The organism is Microbacterium altimontanum, from assembly GCF_058349865.2.
Map to the genome: position 1 here is coordinate 28,414 of NZ_JBYRJB020000011.1, position 13,495 is coordinate 41,908.

The window sequence follows — 13,495 nt, forward strand, 5'->3', positions numbered from 1 at the left end:
CTACCTGGGGCGCTGCACGGGCCGCGACCCCCTTCGTTTACGGTGCGGGGGTATGGTACGGGCATTAGGCTGGGAGGGATGATCAGCCTGTCCGCGCTGCGTACCCGGCTGCCGCGTTCGACGCGGTGGCTGCTCCTGGTGTGCTTCGCGGCCGCGATCATCGTCGGGCTGATGGGCATGCACACCCTGGCCTCCTCCCACGCGCCGGCGATGTCGTCGACGGCGGAGATGACCGGCGCCACCGTTCCCGAGGGTCATCACGGCGCAGCCACTGCCCCGGTGGACGACGCGGGGCACGGGTGTGTGACGTGCAGCCCGGAGGGCGGTCACGACGCGCTGATGGTGATGTGCGTGCTGGCGCTGCTGGCGACGGTGCTGCTCCTCCTGCTCCCTCGGCTGATCCGCGGGACACCGCAGGAACGGGCCACATGGTGGCCGGTGATGTTCGTAGCGCGGCCGGCTCCGAGCCGCCCGCCTTCACTGCGGGAGTTGTCGATCAGTCGGACGTGAACGCGCCGGACCCCGCCGTCCGGTGGGGTTTGTTGCCGTGCCCGTTCGCGGGCGTTCACGTACACCCAAGAGAAGGACTGATTGATGATGATGAAGAAGAAGCTCCGCACCGCAGCACTCGTCGCCGTTCCGCTGGCGACGGCCCTGTTCCTCGCTGGGTGCGCCGGCAGCGGCGACTCGATGCCGGGCATGGATCACGGCGGCGGGTCCTCGTCGGCGCCATCGGAGTCCGCAGAGGCGGACTTCAACATGGCCGATTCGATGTTCGCGATGATGATGATCCCCCACCACCAGCAGGCGGTGGAGATGAGCGACATGATCCTCGCCAAGAGCGACGTCGACCAGCAGGTGCTGGATCTGGCGCAGCAGATCAAGGATGCGCAGCAGCCGGAGATCGACACGATGCAGGGCTGGCTCGATGACTGGGGCATGTCCGCCGACGATATGGACATGGGCGACATGGACCACGGCGGCGGGATGATGTCCGAGGAGGACATGGCGCAGCTGGAGGCCGCGACCGGCGCCGACGCTGCCCGGATGTTCCTCGAGCAGATGATCGAGCACCACAAGGGCGCGATCGAGATGGCCGAGACCGAGCTGGCCGACGGGAAGAACCCGGACGCGAAGGAACTGGCCCAGGCGGTGGTGGACACGCAGTCCGCGGAGATCACCACCATGGAAGATCTGCTCGCTCAGCTCTGAGGCACCCCGGTGGGGCGTCACCGATGGTGGCGCCCCACCCTGATCGTGGAGGGTGCATATGCGCGTCCGTTTCAAGGCGGCGGCCGTGATCGCCGCCGTCATGTCCGTGCCTGTCGTGTTGGCGGGGTGCGCGAGCACGCCCGCGTCGACAGGGGAAGAACACACCGCGTTGTCCACGCATGTGCACGCGGTGGTCGTGGACCCGGAGACGGGGCAGCTGCTGCTGGGCACCCACGAGGGCATCTACGAGGTGTCCGAATCGGGTGAGCTCGGCGGCCGGGTCAGTACCGCCGACTTCGACGCGATGGGGTTGACGGCGACGTCGCAGGGCCTGATCGCGTCCGGGCACCCGGGCCCGCAGACCCCCGAAGAGTGGGGAGCACCGAATCTGGGAGTGATCCGCAGTGTCGACGGCGGCGCGAACTGGGAACCCGTCGCGTTCACCGGGGAGAAAGACTTCCATGCGCTCACCGCGGGCGCCGATGACACCGTGTACGGGTTGGCGACCGACGACACCGACCTGTTGCGCAGCGTCGATGCCGGCGCCACCTGGACTCCGACGGGCGCGCAGGTGCCGGCGGTGAGTTTGACCGCGGATGCCAGCGGCCGGGTGGTCGCGGCGACCGCGGACGGGGTGACCGTGAGCACGGACCGGGGGGCGTCGTTCTCGGCGTGGCCGGATGCGCCGCTGCTGTACACGCTGGGAGCGTCCCCGGATCGGAAGCGGCTGGTCGGGGTCGGCACCGATGACCGGATCTGGGTGCTCGGGTCCGGGGAGGACCAGTGGCGGGAGGCCGGCACGGTGCACGAGCAGGCGCAGGCGGTGGGGATCGACGCGGACGGCCGGGTCGTCGTGGTCGACGCCAGCGGCATCACCGTGCTGCCCCAGTAGCGGGGGCCGCACGGCGGCTGCGGTGACGGGTGGAGGTGCCTACGGGAGTCGAACCCGTCTGGGCGGCTTTGCAGGCCGCTGCCTCGCCGCTCGGCCAAGGCACCAGGTTCCGCCCCGACGTGGGGCGGGGGGATGCCGGACGGGTCGTCCGTCTGGTCCGGGTTAGGACCGGACCAGACGGGCGATCGCGTCGCTGGCTTCCTTGATCTTTTGCTCGGCCTGGTCGCCGTCCATCCGTGCTGCGTCGATCACACAGTGCTTGAGGTGATCGTCGAGCAGCCCGATCGCGACGGCCTGCAGGGCGCTGGTGAGAGCGCTGATCTGGGTGAGGATGTCGATGCAGTACTTCTCGTCATCGACCATCTTCGAGATCCCGCGCGCCTGACCCTCGATGCGCTTGAGCCGGTTCAGGTACTTGTCTTTGTCGGTGATGTACCCGTGAGTGGTGTGCGTCGTGTCGACGGTGGGTGTGGACATGGCCGGTTCCTTCGGTCAGCGGTCGAGGACCGCGCGGGTGCTCGCTTCGGGTGTGAGGTCGATTCGGCGCAGCAGCTGCGCGTTCAGGGCGACCACGACGGTGGACAGCGACATCAGGATCGCACCGACCGACATGGGAAGCACGAACCCGATCGGGGCCAGCACGCCGGCGGCGAGCGGCACGGAGATCAGGTTGTAGCCTGCAGCCCACCACAGATTCTGCTTCATCTTCCCGTACGCCGCGCGGGAGAGCTGGATCACCGACAGCACCGACCGGGGGTCGGAGCTGGCGAGGATTACCCCGGCGGAGGCGATGGCGACGTCCGTGCCGGCGCCGATGGCGATGCCGACGTCGGCCTGCGCGAGGGCGGGGGCGTCGTTGACGCCGTCTCCGACCATGGCGACCTTGCGGCCTTCCTTCTGCAGCTCGGCGACCTTGCTGGACTTGTCCTCGGGGCGCACGTGCGCGAACACCCGGTCGATGCCCAGCTCGCTGCCGACGGCGTTCGCGACGGCTTCGGCGTCGCCGGTGATCATGACCACCTGCACGCCGAGCTTGTGCAGCGCCTCGACGGCTTCGCGGGACTCGGGACGGATCTCGTCGGCGAGCTTGAGCCCACCGATGACTTTCCCGTCACGGGTGACGTGCAGGATGATTGCGCCCTCACCACGCCAGCTGTCAGCCTGGTCGACCTCACGGGCGCCGACCTCCTCGAGCAGGCGGGGGCCGCCGACGCGGATCTCCGCACCGTCGACGGTGGCGGTGACGCCCACCGCCGGTGAGGAGCTGAACCCGGTCGCCTTGGGCAGGGTGAGGTTCTTCTCCTGCGCGGCACGGACGATGGCCTTGGCGAGCGGGTGCTCACTGTCGGCCTCGGCCGCCGCGGCGATCGCAAGCACCTGGTCAGCGTCCAGGTCACCGATCGGCTCCACCGCCGAGACGGTGGGCTCACCCTTGGTGAGGGTGCCGGTCTTATCGAACAGGACGGTGTCGACGGTGCGCATGCTCTCCAGCGCGAGCCGGTCCTTGACCAGCACCCCGCCGCGGGCGGCGCGCTCGGTGGCGATGGAGACCACCAGCGGGATCGCCAGGCCCAGCGCGTGGGGGCAGGCGATGACCAGGACGGTGATGGTGCGGATCACGGCTTCGTCGGGGTTGCCGACGAGGGTCCACACCACCGCGGTGATGGCGGCGGCGATCAGTGCGAACCAGAACAGCAGGGCCGCGGCACGGTCCGCGATCCGCTGCGCACGGGAGGAGGAGTTCTGCGCCTCGGTGACCAGCCGCTGGATGCCGGCGAGGGTGGTCTCGTCGCCGGTGGCGGTGACCTCCACGCGCAGCCCGGAGTCGGTGGCGACGGTGCCGGCGGTGACCGGGTCGCCGGTGCCGCGGGCGACCGGGCGGGATTCGCCGGTGACCATGGACTCGTCCATGTCGGCGCGGCCGTCGACGATCTTCCCGTCGGCGGGGACGCTGCCGCCGGGGCGGACCACGACGACATCCCCGACGGCCAGGTCGGCGGGTGAGACCTTGACGATCTGGTCTCCTTCGACTCGCTCGGCCTCATCGGGCAGCAGCGCGGCCAGGGTGTCGAGGGCGGAGCTGGTCTGGGCGAGGGAGCGCATCTCGATCCAGTGACCGAGCAGCATGATCACGATCAGCAGCGCCAGCTCCCACCAGAACTCGAGCTCGTGGTGCAGCAGCCCCAGCGTGGCGCCCCAGGACGCGAAGAACGCGACCGTGATCGCCAGGCCGATCAGCAGCATCATCCCGGGCTTGCGCGAGCGCAGCTCGCTGACCGCGCCGGTCAGGAACGGCCACCCGCCCCACACGTACATGACGGTGCCGAGCACCGGGGCGATGAACCGGGCCCAGCCGGGGACCTCGTAGCCGAGGATCATCGCGAACATCGGGGAGAACGCCACCACGGGGACGGCGATGATCAGGTTGATCCAGAACAGCCGCCGGAACTGGCCGACGTGGTCGCCGTGCCCGGCGTGCCCGCCATGGCCTCCGCCGTGGCCGGAGTGGTCCATCTGGCCGCCGGCGTGCTGGCCGTGGCTGGGCTGCACGTCGTGCCCGGTGTGGGTGTCGTGCTGCGTGGGCGGCTCCGGGGTGTGGTCGCCGTGCTCGCCGGTGGCGGTGGCGGCCTTGCCGGTGGGGTGGTTGGTGTGGTGTGCGTGCGGGTCGGTCATCAGTTCACTTCCCTGTGCCTAGCGGTTATTTCGAGTCTGCCGTGCCGGTCCCGGTGGAGGCGAGGGCCTCCGCGTCGGGGCCGGTCGGGGTGTGCAGCTTGGGCATCCAGCCGAAGACGGCGGGGGCGGCGTCCAAGCCGAGGACACCGACGGGGACCGGGCCGTGCTGGCGGATGACCACCAGCGGCTCGGAGCTGTCGATGCGGGTGTCGGTGCGGGTGTCGGTCAGTCCGGCGCCGGCGATCATCGCGCCGTGGACTGTGGCGGTGAACGGGGCGCGAGGCTGGTAGCTGCCGGGCTGCTCCCCCGCGCCGAGATCGGCGAGCAGGGTGCGGGCGGCGTGCTCGCCCTGCGCGGCCGCGTCGGACCAGTGATCGATCCGCCACGCCCCGAGGGCGGGGTCATCGTGCACGGCGACGCCGCCGGCGGCGTAGACGTGCGCGGCCGCGGTGCGCAGGCTCTCGTCGACCGGCACGGGTCCGTCCCACGGGGATGGTGCGGTGGGGGTGGTGCCGTGGGCGATGAGGAGGAGGTCGGCGGGCAGGGCGGTGCCGTCGTCGAGGGTCAGCTCGAGCCGGTCACCGCTCTCCTGTACCCCGGTGAGAGTGCGGCCGAACGCGGTGTCCAGATTCGCGTGGTGGGCGTCGTTGAGGCGTTCCGCGAGCTCGGCGCCGAATACCCGGACGCCCGGGGTGGTGTCGCGGGTGAGGAGGGTGACCTGGTGGCCGCGTTCGCGCAGCAGTGTCGCGGTCTCCGCGGCGACCAGCCCGGCCCCGGAGATCACGACCTGTGCGGGCCGCCCGAGCCCGGCGATCAGGTCGCGGACGGTGATCGCGTCTTCCAGGGAATGCAGCGTGGTGATCCGAGCTGTTCCCGTGGTGGCACCGGGGATGGTGTCCTCCAGGAGCCGCGGGGTGCTGCCGGTGGCGAGGATGAGGGCGTCGTAGTGCTCGACGCGGCCGGACGCGAACCGGACGGTCTTGTTCTCCGGGTCCACGTCCACCGCTGTGTCCGCCTCGGCGGCGACACCGGGGATGGCGGCTTGCTCGGGGGTGAGCAGCCCCACGGCGACGCCCTTGTTGACCAGGGTGCGGTTGTAGGGGGTTTCGCCGGTGCGCCCGATCAGGGTGACGGTCACCGTGTCCGTGCCCGCGAGGACGCGGGCGGCGGCTGTGCCGGCGGCGCCGGCACCCAGGATGAGGATCTTCTGGGGTGACATGTCGTTCCTTGAGAGGGTCTGTGGGGCCCGGATGTTCCGGGCCCCCGAGGGTGGTGTCAGGCGGCCTTGACGTACTTTTCGGGGTCGGCGTCGAAGAGCGGACCGCACGCGGCGCAGCAGAACCAGTACCGCTCGCCTTCGTAGTCCCGGTACAGGCCCTGGGCCTCGGCGACGCTCTTGCTGACGGTGCTGCCGGGCATCACGGGACAGACGACGACGTCGTTCGCGTCGGCGGGGGCCTCGTGGTGGTGGTCGTGGTCGTGGCTCATGGCGGGTGTTCTTTCTGTCGGTTGTCGACGGCCGAGCGGCCGTCGGTCCGGCACGGTGTGCGCCTGGGACTCCCCTAGCGTATACCCCGTATGGGTATCACAACAGGCGGGTGCCGCCTGCTATTCCCGTCCGGGTCGACCTCATTGGCGGTAGGCGAGGACGGTCATCATGCCGGCCTCGCCGTGGTAGATGTTGTGGCAGTGGGCCATCCACCGTCCGGGGTTGTCGGCGTCGAACTCCAGCTCGAGCGTTTGCTTGGGGAGCACGATGGAGGTGTCTTTGCGGGGGCCGCCGCCGGTGTGCTGGTAGGTGTGCCCGTGCAGGTGGAACGGGTGCCACATGTCGGTGTCGTTGGTGACGGTCAGCCGCACGCGTTCGCCCGCGGTGAGCGGGTGTGCGTCGCGGAGTGGGTCGTGCATGTCGAACTGGCGGCCGTTGAAGCCCCAGTCGTAGTCGGCCATGCTGCCGGTGAGGGTCAGCGCGATGGTGCGGTCGGCGTCACGCCGGTCGAGGGTGACCGCGGCGGTCGCGGCCAGCCGCTCGGCGGTCGCGACCTGGGCGCCCTCCCCCAGCTCGGTGATCTGCACGTCCGCGGCCGGCGCCTGCCCGCCGCCGGTGCGGACGAGCGCGAAGCCGCGTTCGCGTTTGCCTTCGGCTTCGGCGATGAGCGGGAACACTCCGTCGCCGAGGGTGACGAGCACGTCGTAGCGTTCACCCATCCCCAGCAGGACGCTGTCGACCTCGACCGGGTCGACGGGGTACCCGTCGGTGTGGGTGACGGTGAGCCTGTGTCCGCCGAGCGCGACCCGGAATGCGGTGTCTCCACCGGCGTTGATCAGGCGGATCCGGACCCGGGATCCGGGGGTGCCGGTGAACTGGGCGGGGTCGGCGGCGGGTTTGCCGTTGATCAGGTAGTGCGGGTAGTAGACGTCGCCGGCGTCACCGCCGAGCAGGTCGGAGGTCGCGCCCATCAGCATGTTGCCCATCCGCATGAACATGTCACCGTGGCCGCCCATCTCCCCCATCCCCTGCCGCAGCTGCTCGAGCACCTCGTCGGGGGTGGCGGTGACGCCGTCGAGCCAGTCGTCGAGGATGATGACCCATTCGTCGTCGTAGCGGAGCGGTTCGTTGGGGTCCTCGACGATGAGCGCGCCGTACAGTCCGGTGTCCAGCTGGGCGCCGACGTGCGGGTGGAACCAGTGGGTGCCCGGATCGGGGGCGGTGAACTCGTACCGGAAGGAGTCGCCGGCGGCGATGGGCTGCTGGGTGAGCGGGGGGACACCGTCCATGTCGTTGCGCAGCGCGAGCCCGTGCCAGTGCACGGAAGTGTCGAAGGGGAGATCGTTGCGCAGCGTCGCCTGCAGGGTGTCCCCGGCACGTACCCGCAGGACCGGTCCGGGCACCGACCCGTAGGAGAACGTCGCCGCGGCGGTGCCGGCGAGGTCGATGGTGGTGGCCGCGGCGGTGAGCGCCGCGGTGGTGACCCGTCCGGTGCCGCGCCGGTCCCGTTCGGCGCGGTCCACGGCGGCACCGGTGGGGGTCACCCATGCCGGGGTCGGGGTGCAGGCGGCGAGGGCCACGGCGGCGACGGCGCCGGTGCTGAGGGAGAGGAACCCGCGGCGGGTGAGCTGGCGGCGGGGACGAGGAGCGGGGGTGGTCATCGGCGCGTGGTCTCTTTCTGGTGGGCGGCCGCCGCGCGGCGGGCGGGCTGGTCGGTCAGGAGCAGGCGGGTGAGGATGGCGGTGATGCTCAGCGCCACAACAGCCCCACCAAGCAGGGTCGCCGCGCCCGGCAGGGTGAGCACGGGCACGAGGAGCCCGGCGAACACGGTGGGTAGCGACATGGCCAGGTAGGAGATCGTGTAGATCACGGCCATAACGGTGGCGCGCTGGCCGGGGTCGACGTGTGGGAGCAGGGTGCGCATGGCCCCCATGAACGCGGTCCCGAATCCGGCGCCGACGATGGCGACGCTGGCGAGGTATCCGGTGAGGCTGTGCCCGTGCAGGGTGAGCAGGCTGAACAGGGTGCCCAATCCGAGGCTGACGCTGCCGAACAGGGTGATGCGTCGCGGGCTGGAGCGGTGCAGCAGCACCGCGGCTGCGACACCGGCGGTAGCGAGGATCACGATGGACGCCGCTTCCTGAGTGCGGGTGTCGGCGGTGAACTGGGTGGCGACGATCCCGGTGCCCAGGGCCAGGAACATGCCGTTGGTGACCCACCCGGAGATGACCGCCGGGACGACGGACAGGATCACTCGCCGGGTGCGCGGCGGCAGCGGAACACGACGCGCACGGCCCCGGTCGTGGCGGGCGGGGGCGGCGTCGGGGATGCTCCACGCGGTCGCGGCGAGCACGACGAACGCGGCGGCGAGCACGAGGAAGATGGTGCCCGCGTCGATGCCGTCCAGGTCCAGCAGCACCGCGGCGGTGAGCGCGCCGAGTGCGAGCCCGGCCATGGGGGCGGCGGTGTTGGCCAGCGCGGCGGCTCCCGGCCGGCGGGGTGGTTCGAAGTCGACCATCATCGCGTTTAGCGCCGGGACGAGCAGCCCCGCGGCGAGGCCTTGGAGGGCCCGGGCGGTGAGCAGGGCGGGCAGCGAGTCGGCGGCCCAGAACAGCAGCAGGCTGACGGTGAGCAGCACCGCCCCGACGCTGAGGACGCGGCGTCGTCCGATCCGGTCGGAGAAGGAGCCGAGGGTGAGCAGGGCGATCAGCAGCGGGAGGGCATAAATCGCGAAGATCAGGGTGGTCGCGACCGGTGCCAGCTGCAGCCGCTGGGTGAGCTGCGGGTAGAACGGTGAGGGGGCGGAGGCTGCGGCCATCAGCAGCACGGTGCCAGTGATGGCCAGACAGAAGCCGCCGCGGGCGCGGGTCGCGAGTGCTGCGGCGGTCATAGGAGTCCTCCTGGGCGAGCGGCGACGGGGCGCGGCTGGCATGTCTGTGTGCGGTGTCCGCTGCGCTGCGAAGAGGGGTGGGGGTTAGGGCTGGATCAGCCGGGCGATGGCCGCGGAGGTGGCGGCGAGGGAGGTCTCGTCGGTGAGGGTCCCGGTGGTGTTTGCGTGGCGGAGGTGGTCGTCGAGGAGGCTGAGTGCTACGCCTTCCAGTGCGCGTTTGCTGGCGGAGATCTGGGTGAGGGTGTCGATGCAGGGGCGTTCCTGCTCGATCATGCGGGTGATTCCGCGGAGCTGTCCCTCGAGGCGGCGGAGCCGGTTGCGGTAGGTGCGCGGGTCGGTGATGTAGCCGTCCGCGGCGGGTGTGGGGATGGTCATGGTCGGGTGTCCGTGTCCCGGGCCCACACGGTGGGTGTGGGCCCGGGAGTGAGGATCAGGCCATGGCGGCGGCGTGCTTGGCCGGGTCCGCGTCGAACGCGGGACCGCAGCCGGCGCAGCAGAAGTAGTACCGCTCGCCCTCGTAGTCGCGGAACAGGCCGGCGGCCTCGGCGGTGGCCTTGTTGACGGGGGTGCCGGTCATGACCGGGCAGGTCGTCATGTCAGCGCCGGTGGTGCCGTCGAGGAGGTTCTCGCGTCCGCCGGGGGCGGGGGCGCTGGTGCTGCAACAGCTGGACATGGGTGGTGTTCCTTCCGATGTGGGTGATGGGTGCGCTGGCGGGTGGGCCCGGTCAGCGCGCGATGCTCTTGAATCCGCGCAGACGCAGGCTGTTGCCGACGACGAACACGCTGGACAGGGCCATGGCGGCCCCGGCGAGCATCGGGTTGAGGAGGCCGAGAGCGGCGACTGGGATCGCAGCCGTGTTGTAGGCGAAGGCCCAGAACAGGTTGGTCTTGATCGTGCCCAGGGTCTTGCGGGACAGGCGGATCGCGTCGGCTGCGCTGCGCAGGTCGCCGCGGACCAGGGTGATGTCGGATGCTTCGATCGCGACGTCGGTGCCGGTGCCCATCGCAAGTCCCAGGTCGGCCTGCGCGAGCGCGGGGGCGTCGTTGACGCCGTCTCCGACCATCGCGACGACCTTGCCCTCGCCCTGCAGGCGGGTGACGACGTCGACCTTGTCTTTGGGCATGACCTCGGCGATGACCTGGTCGATGCCGACCTCGGCGGCGATCTGGCGGGCGACCGCCTCGTTGTCGCCGGTGAGCAGCACCGGGGTCAGGCCCAGCGCCTTGAGCTGGGCGATGGCTTCCTTGCTTGTCGGCTTGACGGTGTCGGCGACGACGAGGATGCCGCGGGCGGCACCGTCCCATCCGACGGCGACGACGGTCTTGCCCTCGCTCTCGGCCTGTGCCTTCGCGGCGGCGACCTCGGCGCTCAGGCGCAGCGACCACTCGGCCAGCAGTGACTCCCGGCCCACGAGCAGCGCGTGCCCGTCGACGACGCCCTGGACGCCCTTGCCTTCGAGGTTGGTGAACCCTTCCACGGCCGGCAGGGTGCTGCCGGTTTCCTGGGTGGCGCCCTTGGCGATCGCCTGCGCGATGGGGTGCTCGGAGGCGTCCTCCAGCGCACCGGCGAGGCGGAGCAGCTCGTCCCGGTCCACGCCGGGCTCGGTGACCACGTCGACCAGGGTCATTTTGCCGGTGGTGACGGTGCCGGTCTTGTCCAGCACCACGGTGTCGACCTTGCGGGTGGACTCCAGCACCTCCGGGCCCTTGATCAGGATGCCCATCTGCGCGCCGCGGCCGGTGCCGACCAGCAGCGCGGTCGGGGTTGCAAGGCCCAGGGCGCAAGGGCAGGCGATCACGAGGACGGCCACGGCGGCGGTGAATGCGGCGGAGATCGGGAAGCCCGCCCCCCACCAGGCGCCGAGCGCGATGACCGCGATGAGGATCGCGATCGGTACGAACACGCCGGAGATCTTGTCGGCCAGGCGCTGCACCTCGGCCTTGCCGGTCTGGGCGTCCTCGACGAGCTTGGCCATCTGGGCCAGCTGCGTGTCGGAGCCGACCCGGGTGGCGCGGATGACCAGGCGTCCGCCCGCGTTCACGGTGGCGCCGGTGACCGGGTCACCCTCGCCGACCTCGACCGGGACGGATTCGCCGGTGAGCATGGACGCGTCGACGGCGGAGGTGCCGGAGACGACGACCCCGTCGGTGGCGATCTTCTCGCCCGGGCGGACGACGAATTCGTCCCCGACCTGCAGCTCGTCGACGGAGATCTTCGTCTCCACGCCGCCCCGCAGGACCGCGACCTCCTTCGCGCCGAGCTCGAGCAGCGCGCGCAGCGCGGCCCCGGCCTGCCGCTTGGACCGCTTCTCGAAGTAGCGGCCGGCGAGGATGAACATCGTCACTCCGGCGGCGACCTCGAGGTAGATGTTCGCCGCACCGTCGGAGGGGGCGAGGGTCAGCTCGAACGGGTGCGTCATGCCGGGGACGCCGGCGGTGCCGAAGAACAGGGCGTACAGCGACCACAGGAACGCGGCGGTGGTGCCCATCGAGATGAGCGTGTCCATCGTCGCCGCGCCGTGGCGGAGGTTCGCCCAGGCGGCCTTGTGGAACGGGAACGCCGCCCACACGATCACCGGCGCGGCCAGCGCGAGGGACGCCCACTGCCAGTAGGTGAACTGCAGCGCGGGGACCATCGCCATAGCGATGACCGGGACGCTGAGGATGATCGAGACGATCAGCCGGTTGCGCAGGCTGGTCAGCTCCGGGTCGGCGTCGTCCGCGTCCCCGCCCTGGGTGGTGTCGTTCTTGGTCTTCTTCGGGGCCGGGAGTGCGGCGCTGTAGCCGGTCTTCTCGACCTCGGCGATCAGCAAGGCCGGGTCGTACCCGGCGGGCACGGTGACCTTCGCCTTCTCGGTGGCGTAGTTCACCGTCGCGGCGACGCCGTCGAGCTTGTTCAGCTTCTTCTCGATCCGCATCGCGCAGGAGGCGCAGGTCATCCCGCCGATCTGGAGTTCGACTGCGGAGTCCGCGGTCGAGCCTGCGGGGGCTGTGGTGCTCATGGTGTTCCTTCTTCTCTCAGATCACCGCGGGGCGGTCAGTGACCGTCGCCCGTGTCGCTGTGTGTGTCGTCCGTGTCCGTGCCGCCGGTGCCGTGACCGGCGTCGACGACGAACTCGGCGGTGTGGACCTTCCCGTCGACCTGGAAGTCGAGGTAGAGCAGGTACCGGCCGGCGGTGGGGGCCTCGGCTGCGAACCGGATGTCGGGTCCGGCGGTGTCGCCGTCGCGTGGTTCGTCGCCTTCGGCGTGCACGTGCAGGTAGGCCAGGTCGCCGTCGCGCAGCGCGACCAGGTGCCCGAAGGCGCCCAAGTACGGCTGCAGCGTGGTGACCGGCTGCCCGTCGCGGGCGACCGACAGGGTCAGCTCGGAGCTCTCCCCCGCGGTCAGGTCACCGTCGAGGGTGACCGTGTACCCGTCGACCTCGCTGGCCGTGGAGGTGGCGGTCGCCGGGTCCGGGGTGAACTCCCCCGCGACGTCGACCGTGCGGGTCAGGGTGACCTTGTCGGGGCCGTCGGTCACGTCCGGCACGAAGTCCGCGTAGATCCGGTAAGTACCGGCCTCGGCCCACTCCCACGATGCCGACCAGGTGCCGGTGCCCTCATCAAACGTGGGGTGCACGTGCCGGAACTGGGTTCCGTCGGTGCGCACCACGATCAGATGCAGGTCCTTCTCGTGCGAGGTCTCGTAGGCGGTCAGCGGCGTCCCGTCGGCGTCCAGGATCTGGAAGCTGAACTCGCCGGCCTGTCCCGTGCCGGTCGGCGCGGTGATCGGGCTGAGTTCGTACCCATAGCCGGAGAGGGAGACACCGGGGATGGTCGCGGTCTCGGTGGTGTCGGTGTCGGTCATGCCGGCGTGGTCGGCCATCGAGCCGTCGCTGGCGGCGGCCGTCCAGTTGGCGACGGCGCTGTCCGGGACGACCGCTGCCGCGATGCCGAACGCTGCGCCGAAGGCCACGACGACGCCGGCGCCATACAGGCTGAGTCGTCCCGCAGCGTTCATCAGGCGCGCACCGCCGAGTAGCCAGCCTCGTCGACAGCGGCCAGCACGGCGGCGTCATCGAGGTCGCTGGTGGACGAGACGACGAGCTTGCCGCTCTGGGCGCTCACCTGGATCTCGTCGACCCCGGGGATCTGGGAGACCTCTTCGCGGATGGACATCTCGCAGTGTCCGCACGTCATGCCGGTGACCTGGTACTCGCTGGTGGCCATGATGGGTTTCCTTCCGTCTGGGTGGTGCTCCTGAGTGGGGCTCTCCCCACCGTAACACCCCTACCCCCCTAGGGTATTCCAATTCACCGTGACGGACCCTGTTGCGCCATGCCTAACTTGCTCTCCCCCT

The 13,495-nt window shown here is 70.6% G+C and carries 14 protein-coding genes and 1 tRNA gene; 3 read left to right on the forward strand and 12 right to left on the reverse strand.

What is annotated here, in order from left to right; all coding sequences use genetic code 11:
* Positions 1-78 precede the first annotated feature (78 nt).
* From AC3RX1_RS16355 to AC3RX1_RS16365, 3 genes are all read left to right on the forward strand, one after another.
* Positions 79-510, forward strand: coding sequence for a DUF6153 family protein (locus AC3RX1_RS16355; protein ID WP_061018360.1), 432 nt, complete (start codon positions 79-81; stop codon positions 508-510).
* Positions 511-597: 87 nt separating this feature from the next.
* Positions 598-1,212 carry a DUF305 domain-containing protein gene (locus tag AC3RX1_RS16360; protein ID WP_061018432.1) on the forward strand — a complete coding sequence of 205 codons (615 nt, stop codon included), beginning with the start codon at positions 598-600 and terminating at the stop codon, positions 1,210-1,212.
* Between the two features lie 58 nt (positions 1,213-1,270).
* Complete coding sequence (locus AC3RX1_RS16365) at positions 1,271-2,104, forward strand: F510_1955 family glycosylhydrolase (RefSeq protein ID WP_061018362.1); 834 nt, start codon at positions 1,271-1,273, stop codon at positions 2,102-2,104.
* 30 nt (positions 2,105-2,134) lie between these two features.
* Here the strand turns inward: AC3RX1_RS16365 and AC3RX1_RS16370 are convergent.
* The 12 genes from AC3RX1_RS16370 to AC3RX1_RS16425 all read right to left on the reverse strand — a co-directional run bounded on the left by AC3RX1_RS16370 (position 2,135) and on the right by AC3RX1_RS16425 (position 13,365).
* Positions 2,135-2,208: transfer RNA gene (locus AC3RX1_RS16370), tRNA-Cys, on the reverse strand.
* Between the two features lie 58 nt (positions 2,209-2,266).
* Positions 2,267-2,581: a metal-sensitive transcriptional regulator gene (locus tag AC3RX1_RS16375; protein ID WP_061018364.1), complete on the reverse strand. Its 315-nt coding sequence runs from the start codon at positions 2,579-2,581 to the stop codon at positions 2,267-2,269.
* A gap of 15 nt (positions 2,582-2,596) precedes the next feature.
* Positions 2,597-4,777: a heavy metal translocating P-type ATPase gene (locus AC3RX1_RS16380; protein WP_061018366.1), complete on the reverse strand. Its 2,181-nt coding sequence runs from the start codon at positions 4,775-4,777 to the stop codon at positions 2,597-2,599.
* Between the two features lie 25 nt (positions 4,778-4,802).
* Positions 4,803-5,996: an FAD-dependent oxidoreductase gene (locus AC3RX1_RS16385; RefSeq protein ID WP_082738577.1), complete on the reverse strand. Its 1,194-nt coding sequence runs from the start codon at positions 5,994-5,996 to the stop codon at positions 4,803-4,805.
* 56 nt (positions 5,997-6,052) lie between these two features.
* On the reverse strand, positions 6,053-6,265 hold the full coding sequence (locus AC3RX1_RS16390; RefSeq protein ID WP_061018368.1) for a YHS domain-containing protein: 213 nt from the start codon (positions 6,263-6,265) through the stop codon (positions 6,053-6,055).
* A gap of 141 nt (positions 6,266-6,406) precedes the next feature.
* Positions 6,407-7,927, reverse strand: coding sequence for a multicopper oxidase family protein (locus tag AC3RX1_RS16395; protein WP_061018370.1), 1,521 nt, complete (start codon positions 7,925-7,927; stop codon positions 6,407-6,409).
* Positions 7,924-9,156: an MFS transporter gene (locus AC3RX1_RS16400; RefSeq protein WP_491502308.1), complete on the reverse strand. Its 1,233-nt coding sequence runs from the start codon at positions 9,154-9,156 to the stop codon at positions 7,924-7,926. The genes AC3RX1_RS16395 and AC3RX1_RS16400 overlap by 4 nt, the downstream gene beginning before the upstream one ends.
* An 84-nt stretch (positions 9,157-9,240) precedes the next feature.
* Positions 9,241-9,531 (reverse strand): metal-sensitive transcriptional regulator, encoded by a 291-nt coding sequence (locus AC3RX1_RS16405; RefSeq protein ID WP_061018374.1) that lies wholly within the window; start codon positions 9,529-9,531, stop codon positions 9,241-9,243.
* A 55-nt stretch (positions 9,532-9,586) separates the two neighbouring features.
* Positions 9,587-9,829 carry a YHS domain-containing protein gene (locus AC3RX1_RS16410; protein WP_061018376.1) on the reverse strand — a complete coding sequence of 81 codons (243 nt, stop codon included), beginning with the start codon at positions 9,827-9,829 and terminating at the stop codon, positions 9,587-9,589.
* 52 nt (positions 9,830-9,881) lie between these two features.
* The gene (locus AC3RX1_RS16415; protein WP_061018378.1) at positions 9,882-12,158 is read right to left on the reverse strand and encodes a heavy metal translocating P-type ATPase; all 2,277 of its coding nucleotides are present in this window, start codon (positions 12,156-12,158) and stop codon (positions 9,882-9,884) included.
* A gap of 35 nt (positions 12,159-12,193) precedes the next feature.
* Positions 12,194-13,156 carry a DUF8832 domain-containing protein gene (locus AC3RX1_RS16420; protein ID WP_061018381.1) on the reverse strand — a complete coding sequence of 321 codons (963 nt, stop codon included), beginning with the start codon at positions 13,154-13,156 and terminating at the stop codon, positions 12,194-12,196.
* Entirely contained in the window at positions 13,156-13,365 is a 210-nt protein-coding gene (locus AC3RX1_RS16425) for a heavy-metal-associated domain-containing protein (protein WP_061018383.1), read from the reverse strand. Before AC3RX1_RS16425 ends, AC3RX1_RS16420 begins: the two co-directional genes overlap by 1 nt.
* Between the last annotated feature and the right edge of the window lie 130 nt (positions 13,366-13,495).

Bases quoted from the DNA above. Each gene is read 5' to 3' on its own strand.
- AC3RX1_RS16385 (WP_082738577.1), bottom strand. From the start codon at position 5,996: ATGTCACCCCAGAAGATCCTCATCCTGGGTGCCGGCGCCGCCGGCACA.
- AC3RX1_RS16420 (WP_061018381.1), bottom strand. From the start codon at position 13,156: ATGAACGCTGCGGGACGACTCAGCCTGTATGGCGCCGGCGTCGTCGTG.
- AC3RX1_RS16365 (WP_061018362.1), top strand. From the start codon at position 1,271: ATGCGCGTCCGTTTCAAGGCGGCGGCCGTGATCGCCGCCGTCATGTCC.
- AC3RX1_RS16400 (WP_491502308.1), bottom strand. From the start codon at position 9,156: ATGACCGCCGCAGCACTCGCGACCCGCGCCCGCGGCGGCTTCTGTCTG.
- AC3RX1_RS16360 (WP_061018432.1), top strand. From the start codon at position 598: ATGATGAAGAAGAAGCTCCGCACCGCAGCACTCGTCGCCGTTCCGCTG.
- AC3RX1_RS16380 (WP_061018366.1), bottom strand. From the start codon at position 4,777: ATGACCGACCCGCACGCACACCACACCAACCACCCCACCGGCAAGGCC.
- AC3RX1_RS16425 (WP_061018383.1), bottom strand. From the start codon at position 13,365: ATGGCCACCAGCGAGTACCAGGTCACCGGCATGACGTGCGGACACTGC.
- AC3RX1_RS16395 (WP_061018370.1), bottom strand. From the start codon at position 7,927: ATGACCACCCCCGCTCCTCGTCCCCGCCGCCAGCTCACCCGCCGCGGG.
- AC3RX1_RS16410 (WP_061018376.1), bottom strand. From the start codon at position 9,829: ATGTCCAGCTGTTGCAGCACCAGCGCCCCCGCCCCCGGCGGACGCGAG.
- AC3RX1_RS16355 (WP_061018360.1), top strand. From the start codon at position 79: ATGATCAGCCTGTCCGCGCTGCGTACCCGGCTGCCGCGTTCGACGCGG.
- AC3RX1_RS16405 (WP_061018374.1), bottom strand. From the start codon at position 9,531: ATGACCATCCCCACACCCGCCGCGGACGGCTACATCACCGACCCGCGC.
- AC3RX1_RS16375 (WP_061018364.1), bottom strand. From the start codon at position 2,581: ATGTCCACACCCACCGTCGACACGACGCACACCACTCACGGGTACATC.
- AC3RX1_RS16415 (WP_061018378.1), bottom strand. From the start codon at position 12,158: ATGAGCACCACAGCCCCCGCAGGCTCGACCGCGGACTCCGCAGTCGAA.
- AC3RX1_RS16390 (WP_061018368.1), bottom strand. From the start codon at position 6,265: ATGAGCCACGACCACGACCACCACCACGAGGCCCCCGCCGACGCGAAC.